The organism is Streptomyces sp. NPDC001920, assembly GCF_053594495.1.
The window spans coordinates 394,515-415,224 of the sequence record NZ_JBSFEP010000004.1 but is presented as its reverse complement, the minus strand read 5'-3'; the positions used below and the strand labels follow the sequence as shown (position 1 = coordinate 415,224).

The 20,710-nt window shown below is 72.1% G+C and carries 17 protein-coding genes and 3 pseudogenes; 14 read left to right on the top strand and 6 right to left on the bottom strand.

The window, feature by feature from the left end:
- Positions 1-18 precede the first annotated feature (18 nt).
- Positions 19-1,458 carry an NADP-dependent phosphogluconate dehydrogenase gene (gene gndA / locus ACWCPI_RS09460; protein WP_451037548.1) on the bottom strand — a complete coding sequence of 480 codons (1,440 nt, stop codon included), beginning with the start codon at positions 1,456-1,458 and terminating at the stop codon, positions 19-21.
- A 295-nt stretch (positions 1,459-1,753) separates the two neighbouring features.
- Here gndA and ACWCPI_RS09455 point away from each other — a divergent pair, with 295 nt between their 5' ends.
- The gene (locus tag ACWCPI_RS09455; protein ID WP_451037547.1) at positions 1,754-2,944 is read left to right on the top strand and encodes a transglycosylase family protein; all 1,191 of its coding nucleotides are present in this window, start codon (positions 1,754-1,756) and stop codon (positions 2,942-2,944) included.
- On the opposite strand, the gene ACWCPI_RS09450 is transcribed toward ACWCPI_RS09455, so the two are convergent.
- The gene (locus ACWCPI_RS09450; protein WP_451037546.1) at positions 2,934-4,058 is read right to left on the bottom strand and encodes a DMT family transporter; all 1,125 of its coding nucleotides are present in this window, start codon (positions 4,056-4,058) and stop codon (positions 2,934-2,936) included. The two genes, ACWCPI_RS09455 and ACWCPI_RS09450, sit on opposite strands and share 11 nt — an antisense overlap.
- A gap of 210 nt (positions 4,059-4,268) precedes the next feature.
- Here ACWCPI_RS09450 and ACWCPI_RS09445 point away from each other — a divergent pair, with 210 nt between their 5' ends.
- The 5 genes from ACWCPI_RS09445 to ACWCPI_RS09425 all read left to right on the top strand — a co-directional run bounded on the left by ACWCPI_RS09445 (position 4,269) and on the right by ACWCPI_RS09425 (position 11,110).
- A complete protein-coding gene (locus tag ACWCPI_RS09445; RefSeq protein ID WP_451037545.1) occupies positions 4,269-5,024 on the top strand; it encodes a (2Fe-2S)-binding protein in 756 nt (251 codons plus the stop codon).
- A gap of 41 nt (positions 5,025-5,065) precedes the next feature.
- Positions 5,066-6,217 (top strand): glycogen synthase, encoded by a 1,152-nt coding sequence (gene glgA / locus ACWCPI_RS09440; RefSeq protein WP_388806001.1) that lies wholly within the window; start codon positions 5,066-5,068, stop codon positions 6,215-6,217.
- Between the two features lie 51 nt (positions 6,218-6,268).
- A complete protein-coding gene (glgC, locus tag ACWCPI_RS09435; RefSeq protein ID WP_388805998.1) occupies positions 6,269-7,489 on the top strand; it encodes a glucose-1-phosphate adenylyltransferase in 1,221 nt (406 codons plus the stop codon).
- 661 nt (positions 7,490-8,150) lie between these two features.
- A complete protein-coding gene (locus tag ACWCPI_RS09430; protein ID WP_451037544.1) occupies positions 8,151-9,488 on the top strand; it encodes a wax ester/triacylglycerol synthase family O-acyltransferase in 1,338 nt (445 codons plus the stop codon).
- A 101-nt stretch (positions 9,489-9,589) separates the two neighbouring features.
- Positions 9,590-11,110 (top strand): SDR family NAD(P)-dependent oxidoreductase, encoded by a 1,521-nt coding sequence (locus ACWCPI_RS09425; RefSeq protein WP_451037543.1) that lies wholly within the window; start codon positions 9,590-9,592, stop codon positions 11,108-11,110.
- Here ACWCPI_RS09425 and ACWCPI_RS09420 read toward each other — a convergent pair.
- Together ACWCPI_RS09420 and ACWCPI_RS09415 are read right to left on the bottom strand one after the other, a co-directional pair.
- Positions 11,089-11,988, bottom strand: coding sequence for an SDR family oxidoreductase (locus ACWCPI_RS09420; RefSeq protein ID WP_451037542.1), 900 nt, complete (start codon positions 11,986-11,988; stop codon positions 11,089-11,091). The two genes, ACWCPI_RS09425 and ACWCPI_RS09420, sit on opposite strands and share 22 nt — an antisense overlap.
- A 25-nt stretch (positions 11,989-12,013) precedes the next feature.
- The gene (locus ACWCPI_RS09415) at positions 12,014-12,463 is read right to left on the bottom strand and encodes a hypothetical protein (RefSeq protein WP_451037541.1); all 450 of its coding nucleotides are present in this window, start codon (positions 12,461-12,463) and stop codon (positions 12,014-12,016) included.
- Positions 12,464-12,935: 472 nt separating this feature from the next.
- Here ACWCPI_RS09415 and ACWCPI_RS09410 point away from each other — a divergent pair, with 472 nt between their 5' ends.
- The 5 genes and pseudogenes from ACWCPI_RS09410 (at position 12,936) to ACWCPI_RS09390 (ending at position 15,690) form a co-directional block, all read left to right on the top strand.
- The gene (locus ACWCPI_RS09410; protein WP_019759059.1) at positions 12,936-13,109 is read left to right on the top strand and encodes a hypothetical protein; all 174 of its coding nucleotides are present in this window, start codon (positions 12,936-12,938) and stop codon (positions 13,107-13,109) included.
- A 52-nt stretch (positions 13,110-13,161) separates the two neighbouring features.
- A pseudogene (locus tag ACWCPI_RS09405) lies at positions 13,162-13,386 on the top strand (N-acetyltransferase family protein); the annotation flags it as partial.
- 150 nt (positions 13,387-13,536) lie between these two features.
- A complete protein-coding gene (locus ACWCPI_RS09400; RefSeq protein ID WP_451037540.1) occupies positions 13,537-14,115 on the top strand; it encodes a TetR/AcrR family transcriptional regulator in 579 nt (192 codons plus the stop codon).
- A 31-nt stretch (positions 14,116-14,146) separates the two neighbouring features.
- A complete protein-coding gene (locus ACWCPI_RS09395) occupies positions 14,147-15,364 on the top strand; it encodes a GDSL-type esterase/lipase family protein (RefSeq protein WP_451037539.1) in 1,218 nt (405 codons plus the stop codon).
- An 8-nt stretch (positions 15,365-15,372) separates the two neighbouring features.
- Positions 15,373-15,690, top strand: coding sequence for a hypothetical protein (locus ACWCPI_RS09390; protein WP_451037538.1), 318 nt, complete (start codon positions 15,373-15,375; stop codon positions 15,688-15,690).
- A 3-nt stretch (positions 15,691-15,693) separates the two neighbouring features.
- Here ACWCPI_RS09390 and ACWCPI_RS09385 read toward each other — a convergent pair whose 3' ends face one another.
- Positions 15,694-17,052, bottom strand: coding sequence for an amidase (locus ACWCPI_RS09385; RefSeq protein ID WP_451037537.1), 1,359 nt, complete (start codon positions 17,050-17,052; stop codon positions 15,694-15,696).
- A 268-nt stretch (positions 17,053-17,320) separates the two neighbouring features.
- Here ACWCPI_RS09385 and ACWCPI_RS09380 point away from each other — a divergent pair, with 268 nt between their 5' ends.
- Positions 17,321-18,142 carry an N-acetylmuramoyl-L-alanine amidase gene (locus ACWCPI_RS09380; RefSeq protein WP_451037536.1) on the top strand — a complete coding sequence of 274 codons (822 nt, stop codon included), beginning with the start codon at positions 17,321-17,323 and terminating at the stop codon, positions 18,140-18,142.
- A gap of 100 nt (positions 18,143-18,242) precedes the next feature.
- On the opposite strand, the gene ACWCPI_RS09375 is transcribed toward ACWCPI_RS09380, so the two are convergent.
- On the bottom strand, positions 18,243-18,947 hold the full coding sequence (locus ACWCPI_RS09375) for a FadR/GntR family transcriptional regulator (RefSeq protein ID WP_451037535.1): 705 nt from the start codon (positions 18,945-18,947) through the stop codon (positions 18,243-18,245).
- Between the two features lie 196 nt (positions 18,948-19,143).
- Here ACWCPI_RS09375 and ACWCPI_RS09370 point away from each other — a divergent pair.
- Positions 19,144-19,824, top strand: a pseudogene (locus ACWCPI_RS09370) (sugar ABC transporter substrate-binding protein); the annotation flags it as partial.
- Positions 19,821-20,667: pseudogene (locus tag ACWCPI_RS09365) on the top strand (ABC transporter permease); the annotation flags it as partial. The pseudogenes ACWCPI_RS09370 and ACWCPI_RS09365, both read left to right, overlap by 4 nt.
- Positions 20,668-20,710 lie beyond the last annotated feature (43 nt).

The window sequence follows — 20,710 nt, the reverse complement described above, 5'->3', positions numbered from 1 at the left end:
AGGCGGGCCCGCGGAGTGTCAGGCCGACACCTCGGACCGGTCCCCGCCCCACAGCGTGTGGAACGACCCGTCCCGGTCGGTGCGCCGGTAGGTGTGCGCCCCGAAGTAGTCCCGCTGCCCCTGGGTGAGCGCCGCCGGCAGCCGCTCGGCGCGCAGGGCGTCGTAGTACGCGAGGGCCGCCGCGAAGCCCGGCGTCGGCACACCCTGCCGCGTCGCCGCGATCAGCACCTCGCGCCAGTCGTCCTGCGCGGCCGCGATCTCCTGCGCGAACGTCTCGTCCGCGAGCAGGCTCGGCAGGTCGGGCCGGGTGTCGTACGCGGCGCGGATGCGGTCGAGGAACGCCGCGCGGATGATGCAGCCGCCGCGCCAGATGGCCGAGACGGCGCCCAGGTCGATGTCCCAGTCGTACTCGGCGCGCGCCGCGTCGATCTCGTGGAAGCCCTGCGTGTACGACACGATCTTCGAGGCGTACAGCGCCTGCTCGACCCGGTCGGCGAAGGCCGCGGCCTCCGCCTCGCTCAGCGGCGTCGCCTTCGGACCGGCCAGCCCGCGCGAGGCCTCGCGCAGCTGGGCGTGCCCGGACAGGGAGCGGGCGAAGACCGCCTCCGCGATCCCGGACACCGGTACGCCCAGGTCCAGCGCGATCTGCACGGTCCACCGGCCCGTGCCCTTCTGCTCGGCCTGGTCGACCACCACGTCCACGAACGGCTTGCCCGTCGCCGCGTCCACGTGGGACAGCACCTCGGCCGTGATCTCGATCAGGTAGGAGTCGAGACGGCCGGTGTTCCAGGTCCGGAAGATCTCCGCGATCTGCGCGGGCTCGTACCCGGCGACATCGCGCAGCAGCTGGTACGCCTCGCCGATGAGCTGCATGTCGGCGTACTCGATGCCGTTGTGCACCATCTTCACGAAGTGCCCGGCGCCGTCCGGTCCCACATGGGTCACGCAGGGGGCGCCGTCCGCCGCCTTCGCCGAGATCTTCTCCAGCATCGGGCCCAGTGAGTCGTACGACTCCTTCGGGCCGCCCGGCATGATGCTCGGCCCGTGCAGCGCGCCCTCCTCACCGCCGGAGACGCCCATGCCGACGAAGTGGATGCCCTGCTCGCGCAGCTCCCGCTCGCGGCGCCGGGTGTCGGCGAAGTGCGCGTTACCGCCGTCGATGATCATGTCGCCGGGCTCCAGCAGCGGCGCGAACTCCTGGATCACCGCGTCGGTCGGCTCACCGGCCTTGACCATGATGACCAGCCGCCGCGGCCGCTCCAGCGCCGCCACGAACTCCTTCGCGGTCTCGGCCGCGACGAACTCGCCCTCGCTCCCGAACTCCTCCACCAGCGCGCGCATCCGCGCCGGGGTCCGGTTGTGCACCGCGACCGTGTAGCCGTTGCGGGCGAAGTTGCGGGCGAGGTTGCGGCCCATGACCGCCAGACCCGTGACGCCGATCTGCGCCGAAGTGCTCATGCGTTGGCTCCTAGTGACCTCGATATATCAGCGGTGCCGGTCATGCCCGCCAGTGTTGCCCCATCGTCCATCCTGACGTGCTGGTATTCCGGCCGCACATCCGGGGTGGCGCGATGTCGCGCAGGCAGATACGCACGGAAGGCCCCCTCGCACTCAGCGGTACCGGGGTGCCGGACAACATGCGCCGGTCCCTCGCCACTTGGCGTGAACAGGCGGCTGAATTGCTGTCTTGTCATGGCCTGTTCGCGGCGCTTACTTTTGCCCCTTCTGACGCATGTCAATGGGGGGCTCCGACATGGCCGTACGCGGCCGGCACCGCCGGTACCAGCCGAACAGGATCAACCGCGCCTCACTCACCGTCACCGCGGGCGGCGCCGGAATGGCGCTGCCGTTCATCGGCACCGGCGCCGCGCAGGCGGCCGACCTGGACACCTGGAACAAGGTCGCCGCGTGCGAGTCGACCAGCAGGTGGGACGTCAACACCGGCAACGGCTACTACGGCGGGCTGCAGTTCGCCCAGTCGACGTGGGAGGCCTACGGCGGCACCGAGTACGCCGCGCGCGCCGACCTGGCCACCAAGGACCAGCAGATCGCCGTGGCGGAGAAGGTGCTGGACGGGCAGGGACCCGGCGCCTGGCCGGTGTGCTCGGTACGGGCCGGGCTGACCCGGGGCGGGGACACGCCGGACATCCGCCCCGCCGGCGCCACGAAGCCGACGAAGAAGACGAAGAGCTCGATCAAGGACGTCCAGCCGCAGACCACGCCCCAGTCCCGTGCGGGCAAGGCCGAGATGTACACCGTGGTCCACGGCGACACCCTCTCCGGGATCGCCGAGACGCAGCGGGTCAAGGGCGGTTGGCGGGGCCTGTACGCCGCCAACCGGAAGACCATCGGCACGGACCCCGATCTGATCCTGCCGGGCCAGCGGCTCGCGGTGCGCGGCAAGGCGGTGACCACGGCGGGCGAGGCGCCGACGCGGACGGCCGAACCCAAGTCGCCGTCCCGGAAGGCCCCGCCGAAGCGGCAGACGGAGAAGCCGGAACGGCCCACGGAGAAGAAGGAGCAGGCCACCACGACCGGCCGCTCCCTCGTCGCCCCGGTCAGCTCGCCCGCCGGCACCCCCTACCGCAAGGCCGGTCCCAACTGGTCGAAGGGCTACCACACGGGCGTCGACTTCCCCGTCCCGACCGGTACGTCCGTCCAGTCCGTCGGAGCGGGCAAGGTGGTCAGCGCCGGATGGGGCGGCTCCTTCGGCTACGAGGTGGTGATCCGGCACTCCGACGGCCGCTACAGCCAGTACGCGCATCTTTCGGCCATCTCCGTGAAGGCCGGGCAGTCGGTCGGGGCCGGCCAGCGCATCGGCCGCTCGGGATCCACCGGTAACAGCACGGGCCCGCACCTGCACTTCGAGGTGCGGACGGGGCCCGGCTTCGGGGCGGACATCGACCCGGTGGCGTACCTGCGCGCCGGTGGCGTCAGGATTTGACGCGGATGCGATGCCGGTCGAGGACCGGGGTCGGGACGTACGGCCCGCCGTAGTAGGGGCCGTAGAGGTTCGCCGGCTCCGCCTCGGCGGGCAGCGGCCGCCGGTCCTCGTACGCGCCCTCCGCGACCCGGGCGGGTGTGAGGATGTCCTCGATGCTGTCCGGGACGACAACCTCCCCGCGGGGCGTCGTCACGGCCGGCCGGGGAAGGCCGGGGAGCAGCTCCGGCGTGCGCGCCCCGGGCAGGGCCGCCACGGCCTCGGTGCCGGGTACGGCCTCCGCCTCCGTGCGGGCGATCCGCTCCGTGGTCAGCAGGATCAGTCCACCCGCCGCGACCACGCCGCAGCCGAGGGCGAGCACGGTGCCCGTGGTGCCGTACCGGAAGGTCTCGCCGAACATCGTGATGCCGACCGCGGCCGCCACCACCGGGTTCACGACCGTGAGTGTGGCCAGCGGCGCCGCGAGCCCCGCGCCCCGGTAGGCGGCCTGCGACAGCAGCAGACCGCCCGTGGCGAAGACGCCTATCGTGCCGAGCGCCGGCAGGTCGGCCGCCGACACCCCGCCGTTCCAGTCGACGGCGACGATCTTCGTGAACACCGAGGACATGCCGAAGGCTATGCCGGAGCCCGTCGCGAGCAGCATGCTGCGCACCGCCGGATGCCGGTGCGCGGCCCGGCCCGCGACCATCAGGGCCACGACCATGCCGCCGGTCACCAGGGCCACGCCCACACGCTGCGCCGTGTCCAGGGACTGCGACTCGGAGGAGCCGACCAGCGACAGCAGACCGGCGAGACCCACGGTCGCCATGATCGCGCCCCGCCAGGCCGTCGATCCGGCCCTGCGGCCCACGAACAGCGCCGCCATCGGCAGCGCGAACACGATCGTCAGAGCACCGAGCGGCTGCACCAGACTCAACGGCCCGAAGGCCAGCGCCACCACGTGCAGCAGACCGCCGAGACCGTTCAGCGCGATCGCCGCCCACCAGCCCGGCCGGCGCATCGGCGCGAACTGCTGCCCCGGCGAGGACACCGCGACACGCTCCTGCACGATCGCCCCGCCGGCGTAGGCGACGGCGGAGACGAACGACAGGAGCACGGACAACGCGAGGGCACTCATGAGCTGCTCCTCTGCGTGGAGCGGGGGCGGTGACCCCGGCGCGGCGAACGGTCGGCTCTCATGACCAACACGATGCCGCGAAAAGGTCTTCCCGTCGTCGTACCAGAGCACGCACTGTGTCGTACTGCCGATGGAGTACGGCGACGGCGTCCTCATCCCCAAGGCTGGTGCCCCCTGGGGGAGACCCCCAGGTGAATACCCCGAGGGGCCTTGGTACTACTGCTCTTCGTGGACCTCGACCCCGACCTCGCCGCCCTCCGCCCGCTCGGCGGCTTCTTCGTGCTGCGCACCGCAGGCGAAGCATTCCGGCCGCTGCCGACCCTGGCGCAGGCGTACGGGAGCCAGCCGTCGGACGCACCCGGCGACGCCCTGGCGTTCCGCGTCCGGAAGGTCGCGCACGCCCTGCGCGCCCCCGAGACGCGCGTCGCCGCCTCGGTGGCCCAGCAGGGGCTCGCGGCCCGCCTGTGGTCCATCGCGCTCGGCTGCGCCGCCCTCTACGGCCGCGTCCCCGACCTCGACCCGCGCCTGCTCCACTGGGACCCCGGCGCCGGCGCCCCCGACGACCTCCGGCTCACCGCGGTGCGCCCACTGCCCGCCGACCCGGCCACCCTCGCGCGGGTCGTCCTGCACGGCCATCTCGAACCACTGGCGGCCACCCTGCACACCCGCCACCGGGTCGCCCCCGGTCTGCTGCGGGGCAACGCCGCCTCCGCGCTCGCGGGCGCCGCCCGGCAACTCGACCAGTGGGCCCGTGCGCACGGCCGTACCGAAACGGCGGACCGGACCCGTGCCCTGACCGCAAAGCTCCTCGGCCATCCCCTCCTCGCCGGCACCGGCACCCTCACCGAAACCGCCTTCCGGCGCCGCAGCTGCTGCCTCTACTACCGGGTGCCGGGCGGCGGCGTGTGCGGTGACTGTTGCTTCACACGACCCCCGCGCTCTTCCCCACGCGCTCCGTCTGAGTGACCATGAAAGGGCAACCAGCCGCTGAGAACAGGGGGTTCCGGGTGCGAGTGGGACTGCTGACCCGGGAGTACCCGCCGGACGTGTACGGCGGCGCGGGCGTCCATGTCGAGTTCCTGGCCCGGGAGTTGCGGGATCTCGTCGACCTTGAGGTGCACTGCTGGGGCGAGGGCCGAGCGGTGGGCGTACTGCGCCATCGTCCCTGGTCCGCGCTGGACACCGCCAACGACGCGCTGCGCACCTTCTCCGTGGACCTCGCCATGGCGGCCGGCCTGCAGGGCCGTGAACTCGTCCACTCCCACACCTGGTACGCCAACCTCGCCGGCCACCTCGGCAAGCTCCTGTACGGCATCCCGCACGTGATGACCGCCCACTCCCTGGAACCCCTGCGCCCCTGGAAGGCCGAGCAGCTGGGCGGCGGCTACGCCCTGTCCGGCTGGGCCGAGCGGACCGCGATCGAGGCCGCCGACGCGGTGATCGCCGTCTCCGGGGCGATGCGCGAGGACATCCTCGGCTGCTACCCGGCGCTGGACCCGGACCGGGTCCACGTGGTGCACAACGGCATCGACACCACCCTGTACCGCCCGGACCGCGGCACCGACGTCCTGCGCCGGTTCGGCCTCGACCCGGACCGCCCGTACGTGCTGTTCGTCGGGCGCATCACCCGCCAGAAGGGCGTGCCGCACCTGCTGCGCGCCGTACGGGACATCGATCCGGCCGCCCAGGTCGTGCTGTGCGCCGGCGCCCCCGACACCCCTGAGATCGACCAGGAGTTCCGCGATCTCTACCAGGAACTGAGCCGGGTACGCGAGGGCGTGCACTGGATCCCGCAGATGCTGCCGCGCCCGGAGGTCATCCAACTCCTCACGCACGCCGCCGTGTTCGTCTGCCCCTCGGTGTACGAACCCCTTGGCATCGTCAACCTGGAGGCGATGGCCTGCGGAACTCCTGTGGTGGCCTCGCGGGTCGGCGGTATTCCCGAGGTGGTCGACGACGGCAGGACGGGCCTGCTCGTCACGCTGGACGACGGCTTCGAGGCCGGTCTCGCGCAGGCACTGGACTCGGTGATCGGCGACCCGGAGACCGCCCGCCGGATGGGCGAGGCCGGACGGGAGCGGGCCGTGGGGGAGTTCGGCTGGGACGCGGTGGCCCGGCGGACCGCCCGGCTCTACGGGGAGATCCTCAAGCAGGCTTAGCGCGCCCCGCACAGGGGCAGGCTGGCACCAACCAGGTGAGGGGAGCGGCCCATGCGTCGTGGCGGACCTTCGGTGCTCGGAATCGTGCTCGCGGGCGGAGAGGGCAAGCGCCTGATGCCCCTGACCGCGGATCGCGCGAAACCAGCGGTCACCTTCGGAGGAACGTATCGCCTCGTCGACTTCGTCCTCTCCAACCTCGTCAACGCCGACATCCTGCGCATCTGCGTCCTCACGCAGTACAAGTCGCACTCGCTGGACCGGCACATCACCACCACCTGGCGGATGTCCAGCCTGCTCGGCAACTACGTCACACCGGTCCCGGCACAGCAGCGGCTCGGCCCGCGCTGGTACCTGGGCAGCGCGGACGCGATCCTGCAGTCGCTGAACCTGGTCTACGACGAACGCCCCGAGTACGTCGCGGTGTTCGGCGCCGACCACGTGTACCGCATGGACCCGCGCCAGATGCTCGCCCAGCACATCGAGAGCGGCGCGGGTGTCACGGTGGCCGGCATACGCGTCCCGCGCGGCGAGTCCTCGTCCTTCGGTGTGATCAGCCCCGGTTCGGACGGCCAGAGCGTGGAGCGGTTCCTGGAGAAGCCCGCAGACCCGCCCGGACTCCCGGACGACCCGGAGTGCGTGTTCGCCTCCATGGGCAACTACATCTTCACCACCAAGGCCCTCATCGAGGCGCTCCAGCGGGACGCCGAGGACGAGAACTCCGTGCACGACATGGGCGGCTCGATCCTGCCCCAGCTCACCGAGCGGGGCGAGGCCCAGCTGTACGACTTCAGCGCCAACCACGTCCCCGGCGAGACCAACCGCGACCGCGGCTACTGGCGGGACGTCGGCACCCTGGACGCGTACTACGACGCCCACATGGACCTCATAGCCGAACGCCCCGCCTTCAACCTCTACAACCGCCAGTGGCCCGTCTACACCCACTCCAACCAGCTCTCCCCGGCCCGCTTCAACGCGGGCGGCATCGCCGGCGAGTCCATCGTCAGCGCCGGCTGCCTGATCCGCGGGCAGGTCACGCGGTCCGTGCTCTCGCCGGGCGTGGTGGTCGATCCGGGGGCCGTGGTGCAGGGGGCGGTCCTGCACGACAACGTGCGCATCGGGCGGGGCGCGGTGGTGCGGGGGGCGGTGCTCGACAAGAACGTCGAGGTGCCCCCGGGCGCGACGATCGGCGTCAACCCGGAGCGCGACGCGGAGCTGTACACCGTCTCCAAGGGCGGGGTGATCGCCCTGGGGAAGGGGCAGTTGGTCACGTAGCGGCTTCGTAGCGGCCCCGCGCCCCGCCTTCTGGTGTGCGGGACTCTCGCTCCCGCCCCGCACGGAGCCCGGCGGTCTCGAACCCACCGGGCGATCGCGGCCAACGCCCCTCGGCGACGACCGCACGCCCGAGCTCGCGCCCTCGCCGCACCCCCGGCCGACGTCACCCACGGTCCGCAGGTGGTCGTAACGGGCGGCCCGGCCGCCGGGGACCGCCGAGGGCGGACCCGGCAGCCCCGAGGGCCCACCTCGGCGCACGGAAGGAGCCCGTGGTCGGCAGCGGGACGGCACGGCACGCGGCACCGCCGACATCCCCCCGATCGCGTGGACGGCCTCCGGCTCGCCCCGGACGTGGCCGCCCGGACGTCGAGGGTGAGCCGAACGGCTGCTCACCCGCGAGAGCGCCGTACCGAAACCGGACGCGGACCCGCTCACGGCCGCCCCCGCGGCACTGGTCCGTGACGCCTCCCGGGTGACACCCACGGGATGCCCGGCGCCGCAACCTGTGCTGGAGTGACCTCATATGCACCATGAGTCCCGCCCCTTCGTGAGGGGTGGGACTTAATCTGCTGTTAACTGTCCGTAGCTTGGTCGTACTTGACCGTAATCGGTTGAGGACGATTGACTGCGGGTCCATCCTTCGTCGACGCGAGGCAAGCCATTGACTTCTGACCTGCTGGCACCTCTCGACCTGGCGTTCTGGAACATCGAGTCCGCCGAACACCCCATGCACCTCGCCGCGCTCGGCGTGTTCGCGGCGCACTCGCCCACCGCGGGTGCCCATGCGGCCGACCTGCTCGCCGCCCGCGCCGCCGCCGTGCCGGGACTGCGGATGCGCATCCGCGACGCATGGCAGCCGCGCGGCCTGCTGCGGCCGTTCTCCTTCGGCGGTGCCGCCCGCGAGCCCGCGCCCGACTTCGACCCGCTCGACCACGTCCGGCTGCACGCCCCGACCGACGACTTCCAGGCGATGGCGGGCCGGCTCATGGAGCGGCCCCTGGAGCGTGGCAGGCCGCCCTGGGAGGCGCATGTGCTGCCGGGGCAGGACGGTGTGTCGTTCGCCGTGCTGTTCAAGTTCCACCACGCCCTGGCCGACGGGCTGCGCGCGCTGACCCTCGCCGCCGCGGTCCTGGACCCCATGGACCTGCCCGCCCGCGCGCCGCGCCCCGAGGAGCCCCGGGCCGCCCGCCTCCCGGACGTGCGCAAGCTGCCGGACGTGCTGCGCGGCACCCTGTCAGACGTGGGCCGGGCCCTGGACATCGGCGCCTCCGTCGCCGTCTCCACCCTGGGCATGCGCTCGTCGCCCGCGCTGACCGCCGAGCCCAGCGGTACCCGGCGCACCGCCGGAGTGGCCGTCGACATCGACGACGTGCACGTGATCCGCAAGGCCGTCGGCGGCACCGTCAACGACGTCCTCATCGCCGTCGTCGCGGGAGCGCTGCGCCGCTGGCTGGACGCACGCGGCGACGGCAGCGAGGGCGTGGCCCCCCGCGCCCTCATCCCCGTCTCCAAGCGCCGCCCGCGCACCGCCCACCCACAGGGCAACCGGCTCTCCGGCTACTTGATACGGCTCCCGGTCGACGACCCCGACCCGGTGCGCCGTCTCGCCGCCGTCCGTACGGCCATGGACCGCAACAAGGACGCCGGACCCAACCGGGGCGCGGGCGCGGTCGCCCTGCTCGCCGACCACGTCCCCGCGCTCGGCCACCGGTTCGGCGGACCGCTGGTCGGGGGGGCCGCCCGGCTCTGGTTCGACATCCTCGTCACCAGCGTGCCGCTGCCCGGCATCGCCCTGAGGCTCGGCGGTCACGCGGTCACCGAGGTCTATCCGTTCGCCCCGCTGGCCCGCGGCCATGCCCTGGCGATCGCGATCTCGACGTACCGCGGACGGGTCCACTACGGCCTCGTCGCCGACGCCGAGGCCGTACCGGACCTCGACGTGCTCGCCGAGGCCGTCTCCGAGGAGGTGGAGACCCTCATCACGGCCTGCGGTCCTTGACCCTGACGGATTTTGGAGGACCGGCCCGGCGCTCCGTAGAATTCCCGGTTCGAAAGCGGGGCGCGGTCGGAGCGCCGCGGTGATCAGGGACGGCAGCGGCGATGACGGTGACACAGGACGGCTCGGTGACGACCACGGACGAGGTCGTGCACCAGCCCGGGGACGAGGTCGTGTACGGCCCCGGCATCGATCCCGAGCGGCTCGCCGTCTGCCTCAGCGTGCTGGAGGAGCTCGACAAGCTGGAGGTCGACCACCCGGACGCCATCGCCGTGCGCCGGGCCACCGCGGGCATCTACCGCACGGTCAAGCAGCGCCGCCGCCAGGAGCGCCGGGCCGCCAAGACCGCCCACGACAAGGCGGTCACGGAGGCCACGGCGACCGGCTCCGCCCAGCGCATCGACGACGAGACCGAGGGGCTCCTGCCGTCCTCGGTCACCGAGGAGGGCAGGGTCGCGGGGATACTCCAGCGCCCCCGTTCCTGCTACACCTGCAAGACCCGGTACGTGGAAGTCGACTACTTCTACCACCAGCTCTGTCCGGACTGCGCGCGCACGAACCGGTCCAAGCGCGATGCCCGCGCCGACCTCTCCGGCAAGCGGGCCCTGCTCACCGGCGGCCGCGCCAAGATCGGCATGTACATCGCGCTCAGGCTGCTGCGCGACGGCGCGCACACGACGATCACCACGCGTTTCCCCAAGGACGCCATCCGCCGCTTCAAGGCGATGGACGACTCCGCGGACTGGATGCACCGCCTGGAGGTCGTGGGCATCGACCTGCGGGACCCGGCGCAGGCGGTCGCCCTCGCCGACCAGGTCGCCGAGGCCGGCCCGCTGGACATCCTCATCAACAACGCGACCCAGACCGTGCGCCGGCTGCCCTCCGCCTACGCCGCCCTGGTGGAGGGCGAGAGCGCCCCGCTGCCCGCCGGTGAGCTGCCCGCCCACCACGTCATCGGCGCCTTCAACTCCGGCGCGGTCGACGGCCTCGCCGCCCTGCCTCTCGGCGCCAGCGGCCTCGACGCGCAGAAGGTCGCCGACCTCGCCCTGGTCGCGGGCAACGCCAGCGTCGAGCGGCACCTGGACGGCACGGCCATCGACGCGGGCGGCCTCGTCCCCGACGTCGTCGAGTCCAACACCTGGGTGCAGACCATCGACCAGATCTCCCCGGTGGAGCTGCTGGAGACCCAGCTGTGCAACTACACGTCGCCGTTCATCCTGATCAGCGCACTGCGCCCGGTCATGGCCGACGCCGCGAAGAAGGCGGCGAGCGGACGGGCGTACGTCGTGAACGTCTCGGCGATGGAGGGCGTCTTCGGGCGTGGCTACAAGGGTGCCGGCCATCCGAACACCAACGCCGCCAAGGCCGCGATGAACATGGTCACGCGGACCAGTGCGCAGGAGATGTTCCAGACCGACGGCATCCTCATGACATCGGTCGACACCGGCTGGATCACGGACGAGCGGCCCCACTACGACAAGCTGCGGCTCGCCGAGGCCGGGTTCCACGCGCCGCTCGACCTGGTCGACGGTGCGGCCCGGGTCTACGACCCGATCGTGCGGGGCGAGGCGGGGGAGGACCTGTACGGGGTGTTCATGAAGGACTACGCGCCGGGCAAGTGGTAGGGGGCGGAGGGACCGCGCGAGCGTAGCTGCTCGTGCACGGCGTCTCCCGCTGCCGTGCGTGCCGCCCGTACCCTCGTCCCCCCGTCGACCAGCAGGTCGGCGTCCGTCACCCACTCCGCCGCGTCCGACGCCAGCCACACCGCCGCCCGTGCCACGTCCTCGGGTTCCCCGATCCGCCCGAGCGGCAGCCCGGCGGCGACGCGGTCCTCGTCCGGCTCCCACACGAAGCGCGCCATCTCGGTGCGGACGAGCCCGGGGGAGACGGAGTTGACCCGCACCCGCGGGGCCAGCTCGCCCGTCAGCTGCCGGGTCAGGTGCGCGAGGGCCGCCTTGCTGGTGCCGTAGGCGCCGACGTGCGGGCCGACATGGGTCGCGCCCTCCGTGCCGACGTTGACCACGGCGCCGCCGTGCTCACGCATCCACGCCTGCCAGGCGTACTGCACCAGCCGCAGCGGCGCCTCGACGTTCACGGTGAACGCCTCGCGCCACGCCTGCGGGTCGACGTCCATCAGGGGACCGTACGGCAGGTTGGTCGCCGCGTTGTTCACGATCACGTCGATCCGGCCGAGCTCGCGCAGCGTGAGATCCACGACCGCCCGCAGATGATCCGGGTCGGCCACGCTCCCGGCCACTCCGACGCCCCCCAGCGCGGCGGCCGTCCGCCGCACCTCGCCCGCGTCCCGCGCGGTCACGCACACCCGTGCTCCCGCGGCGGCCAGCTGCCGGGCGACCGCGTGCCCGATCCCGCGCGTGGCGCCGGTGACGATCGCTGCCCTGCCCTGAAACCCGGCGTCCCCGCCCTCGCGACCGGCGTTGCCGCCCCCAGGACGCCCGCTTGACGAACCCGCGTCCCCGCCTCGTGACCCGTATGACGTCATCGCCGTACCGTCTCATGACGGTACGTCAGTCGACAGCCCTGAGCGGTGAGTCACGGGACGCCACCAGATCCAGTACGGTGCGCCAGTCCTCCAGCACCCCGGCGTCGAACTCGGCACCCCGGCCCTCCTCGTCGGCCTGGCGCAGGCACAGCACATCGTCGTCGGCCTGGTCCGGGGCCCGGCAGTGGTCCCGCACGAGCCGGGAGACCCGTTCCCCGAGGAGCGGGCGTACCACGTCCGCCGCGCGGTCGCAGGAGGGGGCCGCAGCTCCCGGGCGCAGCAGCGGACCGATGGCGTGGACCAGCCCGGCCACCTGGAGCTCCTTGTCGGCGGGGCGGGCGCGGCGCAGGAGCGCGGCGGTGCGCAGGGCGTGTTGGTACAGGTCGACCGGGCCGCTCCCGGGGCCCGGAGCGTGCCGGGTGCCTCGGCAGGCGTACAGCAGATTCATCAGCTCTTCGACACTGCGCAGCTCCATGCGCCGGTCCTCCCGCCGGACAAGCCGTTGTCGTCCGGCAGCAGATCATGGCCGCCTTGCGAATCGGCCAACGGGACCTGAATGCGCGGCGTGCTCGGCCCGGGCGATACCGGGGAAGCGGGCGTTGACCCGTACGAGTGATCTGTGAACCTGACTATTTCACAGCAAAACGGTACGCAACGGGCGGCTGAATGCCGTTTGAATCAGGATAGTTACACGTTGTTTGCAGCCCCATCGAGCGGGCGTCCGCTCATTTGGTTAATCTGTAGCGGACGGACAGCAATACAGGGTCCCAACCCACACCCATGGTCCGTCCCGGGACAAGCCGGTGCACAACGGCCTGCTTGCGCACCAGTTACCGGCGCCACCGCGTCCGAGCCGACTTCGAGTAAGACCCGAGCGGGCGTCACGTGCCGGACCGCAGACTGGGCCGGCCCGCCCCGAGGGTGATCCGACACATAAGGAGTGCGCGGTGACACCTGAGAAGACGAATCGCGAACAGCGCCCCAAGGAACGCACGGAGCGCGCCGGCCGCCGGTCGACGGAGATCGGCAGTCTCGACGTGTGGGCCAGGTCCGCCCCCATTCGCCTGGCCGGCTACGAGGACGACCTCGCCGAGCCCCACATCCTGCCCAGCGTCGACTGACGGGCAGAACCCTTCGCGATCGCCGACGCATGGGCGTGCGAGACTCACGCCCATGCTGGTCAGAGAAGCCGCGGCCGAGGACTGGCCGCGGATTTGGTCTTTCTGGCACCGGATCGTCGCCGCCGGCGAGACGTACACCTGGGACCCGGACACCTCCGAGGACGCCGCCCGGCAGCTGTGGATGAGCCCGGCCAAACGCGTCGTCGTCGTCGAGGGCGACGCCGCAGTCGTCGTCGCCTCCGCCTATCTCACCCCCAACTACGGCGGCCCCGCTGCCCACCCCGAGCGGGGTCCGGTGGGCCTGCACATCATGTACCGGGCGCTTTAGCCGATGAGTGCTGCGAGCAGCCTATTTGCCTAAGGGCTTTAGGTAAATGCATACTCGTTTACGGCAAGCGGGATGAACGGACGGGGCGGGAGGGCGGCTGTGGCACGCGTAGGACTCACCGCGCAGCGTCTGGTCCGGGCCGGCGCCGAACTGGCCGACGAGGTCGGCTTCGACCAGGTGACCGTCTCGGAGCTGGCCCGCCGGTTCGACGTCAAGGTCGCGAGCCTGTACTCGCATGTGAAGAACTCCCAGGACCTCAAGACGCGCATCTGCCTGTTCGCGCTGGAGGAACTGGCCGACCAGGCCGCCGACGCCGTCGCCGGGCGGGCCGGCAAGGACGCCCTGATCGCCTTCGCGAACGTCTACCGCGACTACGGCCGTGAGCACCCCGGCCGGGCCGCCGCCGCCCGGACGAGACTCGACCCCGACACGGCGGCGGCCGGTGCGGGCCTCCGGCACGCGCAGATGACGCGCGCCATCCTGCGCGGCTACGACCTGACGGAACCGGACGCGACCCACGCCGTACGGCTGCTGGGCAGTGTCTTCCACGGCTACGCCAGCCTGGAGATCGCGGGCGGCTTCAGCCACAGCGCCCCCGACTCCGAGGAGTCCTGGACCCGGATCCTGGACGCCCTCGACGCCCTGCTGCGCAACTGGCCCGCCGAGCCCACCCGTTGACCGACAGGCCGAGGACAAGGACGCGGAGCACATGGACACCGAGTACGACTGGATCAGCACGCCCCTCACGGCCGAGCTGCTGCGCGGCGCCCTCGACGTCGAACACACCGAACACGGCCTGCTGCCCCACCGGCTGCCCGCCCGGGCCCGCGCCCAGAACACCGACGAGCAACTGGCCATGGCCGAGTCGCAGCCCTCCGGTGTGCGACTGGCCTTCCGGACCCGGGCCACCGCGCTCGAACTGGACACCCTCCCCACCAAGCGCGTCTACGTGGGTGCCCCGCCCCGTCCGCACGGCAGGTACGACCTGACCGTCGACGGCCACCTCGCGGGGCAGGGCACCGTGACCGACGGCAACGTCGTGACCGTCGACATGACCGCCGGCACCGCCGAGCACCGGCCCGGCCGCCCCGGCACCGTCCGCTTCACCGGGCTGCCCGACGACGACAAGGACGTCGAGATCTGGCTGCCGCACAACGAGACCACCGAACTGATCGCCCTGCGCACGAACGCCCCCGTCGAACCCGCACGGGACCTGGGCCGCAGGGTGTGGCTGCACCACGGAAGCTCGATCAGCCACGGCTCCGACGCCGCGAGTCCCACCGCGATCTGGCCCGCGCTCGCGGCTTCGCTGGGCGGCGTGGAGCTGATCAACCTCGGTCTGGCCGGCAGCGCCCTGCTCGACCCGTTCACCGCCCGCGCCCTGCGTGACACCCCCGCCGACGCCATCAGCATCAAGGTCGGTATCAACCTGGTCAACCTGGACTTGATGCGGCTGCGCGCCTTCGGCCCCGCGGTCCACGGCTTCCTCGACACCGTCCGGGAAGGGCACCCGACGACACCACTGCTCGTCGTGTCGCCCATCCTGTGCCCGATGCACGAGGACACGCCCGGCCCCTGCGCCCCGGACCTCGGCGGCCTCGGCGAGGGACGACTGCGGTTCGTGCCCATGGGCGACCCCGTGGAGAGCGCGACCGGGAAGCTGACGCTGAAGGTCATCAGGGACGAGCTGTCCCGCATCGTCGCGCAGCGGGCGGCCGACGACCCGAACCTGCACTACCTCGACGGCCGTGACCTCTACGGCGAGACCGACTCCGCGGAACTGCCGCTGCCCGACGGCCTCCACCCGGACGCCGCCACCCACCGCCGCATCGGCGAACGCTTCGCCCGGCTGGTGTTCACCGGCGACGGGCCCTTCGCCGCGGCCCCACGTGCGTCGGCGGCAGCCGGCTCGCGCCGCAGGGGATGACCGGACGCGTGCGCGACCGAGACGATGACGACCGACTTCCCCGGCTCTGGGGGGAGCACCGTCGGGCCCCGTTCCCCGCGGGCTTGCGCGGGGTGGACCTCGACGGCGTGGACCTGATCATGCTGGACGCGGATGTCGCGGCTCTCGTCCGCGGTGAGCTCGCCGACGGCCTCGACGGCGAGGGCGTGGCGATGCTGTGGGCATGCGTCGCGGGCCTCGACAAGATCCTGCCCCTGATCGACGACAGGTACTGCGCGTCCTACTACGGCAGGCTGCGGACCATGGCCGGGATCACGGCGGCGAGGTACGTGCCCAGCGCGCTCTGAGTCCTACGACGGCACCGCCTGGTCCATCGGCGCCGTCCGCCGCCACGGCCGCAGCTGCTCGATCCGCTCGGCCAGCGCCAGCAGCTGCGCCTCCGCACCGGGACGCCCCGCCAGCTGCACGGCACACGGGGCGCCGGAAGGGAGGCGGCCGAACGGGACCGACATGGCGGGCCACCCCGTGAGGTTCCACGGCGGCGTCAGCGGCGAGTAACTGGTGTTCGCCGCGATGTTGCGCAGCCAGCCCCGCTCGTGCCAGGGCTCCGACCTGGGGGAGCGACGGGCGAGGGCCGGGGTGAGCAGGACGTCGTACTCGGCGAAGAACGGCTCCAGACGCCGACGCAGGGCCTCCCGGCTCGCTCCGCCCTGCGCCCGGGCGACGAAGCGCCTGCCGACCGAGGCGTGGACCCGGGTCCGGCGGGCGAGCCGGCGCGGGTCGAGGCCCCGTGCGTCCACGGCGGTGCCCGCCGTCCAGTGCGTCAGCGCGGTGACACCCAGCGACACCGGGTACGGCGGGTCGGCGCGCCGAACCTGGTGACCGGCCCTGATGAGCAGCCCGGCGGCCTCACGTACGGCCGCCGCGTACGGCTTGCTGATGGTGACCCCGGCGAGCGGGCTGCGCAGGGACACCGCGATCCGCAGGGTGCCCGGCGCCTTCGGGAGTGCCACCTCGGTGCCGGCGAGGACGGACAGCATCAGACGGGCGTCCCCGACGGTCGTCGCCAGTGGGCCGTTCTCCGACATGCCGAACCAGTCGCCGTCGCTGACACCCGCCGGGACCACACCGGTACCCGGCTTGATGGTGACCAGACCGCAGTTGGCGGCCGGGATGCGCAGGGAACCCATCCCGTCGTTGCCGAGGGCGATCGGCACCATGCCCGCGGCCACCGCCGCCGCGCTGCCCCCCGACGAACCGCCCGCCGTGCGCGAGGTGTCCCACGGGTTGCGCGCCGTACCGTGCACGCCCTCCGTGGTGCCGAAGACGCACAGCTCCGGCACGTTCGTCAGGCCCACCACCACCGCGCCGGCCGCCCGCAGCCGGGCCACGGTGACGTGGTCCTGTCCGGCCGGGGTGTCCGGCGTCGCCGTGGAGCCGACACGGTTGGACTCGCCGCGCACCGCGAGGTTGTCCTTGACGGCCACCGGCACCCCGGCCAGGGGCAGTTCGGCCAGGTCGGGCCGGGAGCCGACCTCGTCGGCCTCGGTGAGCGCCGCCTCGCCCCGGACCAGGCGGAAGGCGCCGACGCCGCCGTCGAGGCGCTCGATGCGGGCCAGGTGCTCGGCCACCACTTCACGGGGCGTGGCCCGCTTCTCGCGTACGGCGGCGGCGATCTCGACGGCGGTCCGGCCGACCCAACTGGTCACGGGCGCTCCTCAGGGCTTACTCGCGAGTACGTGGGAGCACTCTGCCCGTCCGCGGGCCCCGCGTCGAGAGGGCGCTCGGCAATGCCTCCATGACCCTCACCGAGGGCGACGCGTTCACGGCCTCCACGCCTCGCCTCTCCCCCCGCCACACCGTCGGAAAGGCGGTTCATCGTAGCTGCCGGCGTGTGGGGCGCGTCGTCGTGCGAGGGGCGTCGAACGGCCCCAGACTCAGGGCCGTTGGCGTCCCATTTGTACCTTGGAGGCACATTTGAAGCTTGTCACACGGGCCCAGCTCGGCTGGCCCGTATCCGCCGCACCCACGCAGACCTCGACCAAGGGTGTGAAGATCCACTACGAAGGCGCACCGGTCAGCCTCCAGCTGCTCGACGACCACGATCTGTGCCTCGCCAAGTGGAAGAGGATCCGGGTCGACCACCTGGCGGACACGACGGAGAACTACTCCGACATCGCCTACAACTACGGTGCCTGCCCGCACGGTTACCTTCTGGAGGGCCGCGGTCTGGGCAGGCGCAGCGGGGCGAACGGCAACCAGGACCTCAACCGCGCCCACTACGCGATCATGGGCCTGGTCGGCTCGGAAGGGCTGACCAAGCCGACCGACGCGATGCTCGGAGCGATCCGTGACGGCATCGAGCTGCTGCGCGACCATGGCGCCGGCGGCGAGATCAAGGGGCACCGGGACGGCCTCGCCACCGACTGCCCGGGCAAGCACCTGTACGCATGGGTGAAGAAGGGCGCCCCGCGGCCCGACGGTTCGGCACCGGAGCCGGAGCCGGGCCCGCGGCCGGTGATCGATGTGTCGAAGGTCGCCGCGGCCGCCCTGCACGACCCGGCCGAACCGGGCACGCCCGTGTCGTACACCGGGGTCAGGACGGTGGAGAAGGCGCTCGTCGCGGAAGGCCTCCTCGCGGCGACGCTCGCGGACGGCCACTTCGGCTCGGCCACCGTGGAGGCGTACGCCGACTGGCAGCTGCGCTGCGGCTTCACGGGCGATGACGCCAACGGCATCCCGGGCTTCGTGTCACTGGAGAAGCTCGGACGCAAGCACGGGTTCGACGTGCGGCCGTAGAGCGGTGCGGGCACCGCGCTGACGCCTCGTCCGGGCGGATGAGCGGGCCGTTTCCCTCGCGCGGCAGACGAGAAAACGGCCCTGCGCGACGCGGCTGCGATCAGCCGCCCAGCTGGGCCCGCAGCCACTCCTCCACCTCGCCCACGTGCGCGGCAGCCGCCGCCCGGGCAGCATCCGGGTCGCGGGCGACCAGGGCGCGGTGGATCGCGGCGTGCTCGCGGCGGGTGCGGGCGAAGGCGCCCTCCTCCTGGTAGCCGCGCCAGACACGGGCACGGAACGTACGGGAGGACAGGCCCTCCAGGATCGCGGCCATGGTGTCGTTGCCGGCGGCGGCCGCGATCTCGCGGTGGAAGGCCAGGTCGTGGGCGAGGATCTCCTCGGGGTCGTCCGTGGCGTTCATCGCCGTCAGGTGCTTCCCGACCTGCGCGAGCTGGTCCGGCGTGATCCGCGCCGCGGCCAGGGCCGTCGCCGTGGACTCCAGGACGCGGCGCACCTCCAGCAGCTCCACCAGGCGTGGGCCCCGGGACAGGTCGGCCACCACGCCGAACGTCTCCAGCAGGTCGCCGGCTTCCAGTCGCGTGACGTAGATGCCCGAACCGTGCCGCGCCTCCAGCACCCCCAGCACGGTCAGCGCCCGGATCGCCTCCCGCATCGAGCTGCGGGAGATGCCGAGCCGTGCCGCCAGATCGCGCTCGGTCGGCAGCCGCTGGCCGGGCTCCAGACGACCCTCGGCGATCATCGCCTTGACCGCCTCGATGGCGCGCTGCGTCACGGTGCCCTTCTGGGGGGCCGTCTCGTCCTCCACGCCGTTCCTCCCGTCGCCCCAGGCACCGGAGGGTTCCTGGTGAGCGGCAGTGTAATCACCAGGTTGGTCCGACCACTACGGCCGAAAACGGCGAGATCATGCCTCCCGAGGGTGTTGTTCCGGCGAAGTGGTCTGATAAATATGCGGGCATCTGCTCGAACCAGGTGCTCGAACCCGCTCGACGAGGAGCTGCCAGATGCCCTGCACGACAGCGCGGAAGCAGAACAGGTCACGGATGGTCAGGGCGGCGGCCGCGGTCGCCGGTGCCTCGCTCGCGCTCGCCGCGTGCGGCAGCACCAAGGACACCGGCGCAGCGAGCGCGGAAGGCGGCGGCAGCGGCGAGGTCGGGGTGATCCTGCCCTTGCTGACCTCGCCGTTCTGGCAGGCCTACAACGACTACGTGCCGAGGATGGCCGAGTCCGAAGGCGTCGACACCCTCAAGACGGTCAACCCCAACAGCGACCCCTCACAGCAGATCACCGACATCGACAACCAGCTCAACCAGGGCGTACGGGGCCTGGTCGTCGCCCCGCTGGACAGCGCCGCCATCGAGGCCGGGCTCGACCAGGCCGAACGCAAGGGCGTCCCCGTCGTCGCCGTCGACGTGGCCCCCGACAAGGGCAAGGTCGCCATGGTCGTCCGCGCGAACAACGTGGCGTACGGCGAGAAGGCCTGCGACTACCTCGGCAGGAACATCACCAGCGGCAAGGTCGTGCAGATCATGGGCGACCTCGCCTCGGTCAACGGCCGGGACCGCTCCGAGGCCTTCCGCGCCTGCGTGAAGAAGAACTTCCCCGAGCTCAAGGTGCTGGAGATACCGGCCAAGTGGGAGTCCGACACCGCCGCCTCCAAGCTGGACACCCTGCTCAACGCCTCGGCGCGTCCGCCGCCCTGGCGATGGTCGTGCTGGCCGAGTCGCTCGTCCTGATCACCGGAAAGTTCGACCTGTCACTGGAATCGGTCGTCGGTATCGCGCCCGCCGTCGCGGCGCTCCTGGTCCTGCCCGCCGCCGGCTCCGGCTGGGGCACCGAACTCCCCGCCGCCCTGGCCCCTGTCGGCGGCCCTGGTGGCCGGTGCGGCGGTCGGCGCGTTCAACGGCGTCCTCGTCGTGAGGTTCAAGCTCAACGCGTTCATCGTGACGCTGGCGATGCTGATCGTCCTGCGTGGTCTGCTGGTGGGCGCGACCAACGGCAAGACGCTGTTCGGGATGCCCGACAGCTTCTACTCCCTCGCCACGACGACCTTCCTGACCATCCCGATGTCGGTGTGGCTCGCGGCGGCGGCCTTCGCGATCGCCGGGCTCGTGCTGAAGTACCACCGCGTCGGGCGCGCCCTGTACGCCATCGGCGGCAACGCGGACGCCGCCCGCGCGGCCGGGATCCGGGTCGAGCGCGTGATGCTCGGGGTGTTCGTCGTGGCGGGCGCCCTCGCGGCGGTCGGCGGGATCATCCAGACCGGCTACGTCGGGGCGATCAGCGCCAACCAGGGCAACAACATGATCTTCACCGTGTTCGCGGCCGCGGTGATCGGCGGCATCGCCCTGGACGGCGGCAAGGGCACCATGTTCGGCGCCCTGACCGGCGTACTCCTCCTCGGTGTCGTCCAGAACCTGCTCACCCTCGCCCAGGTCCCGTCGTTCTGGATCCAGGCCATCTACGGCGGAATCATCCTGGTCGCCCTCATGATCGCCCGTGTGACGACGGGCCGGGCCCAGGACTGACCCGCGCCGAACCCTTCATCGACGTCACCGACCGAAAGGCCCT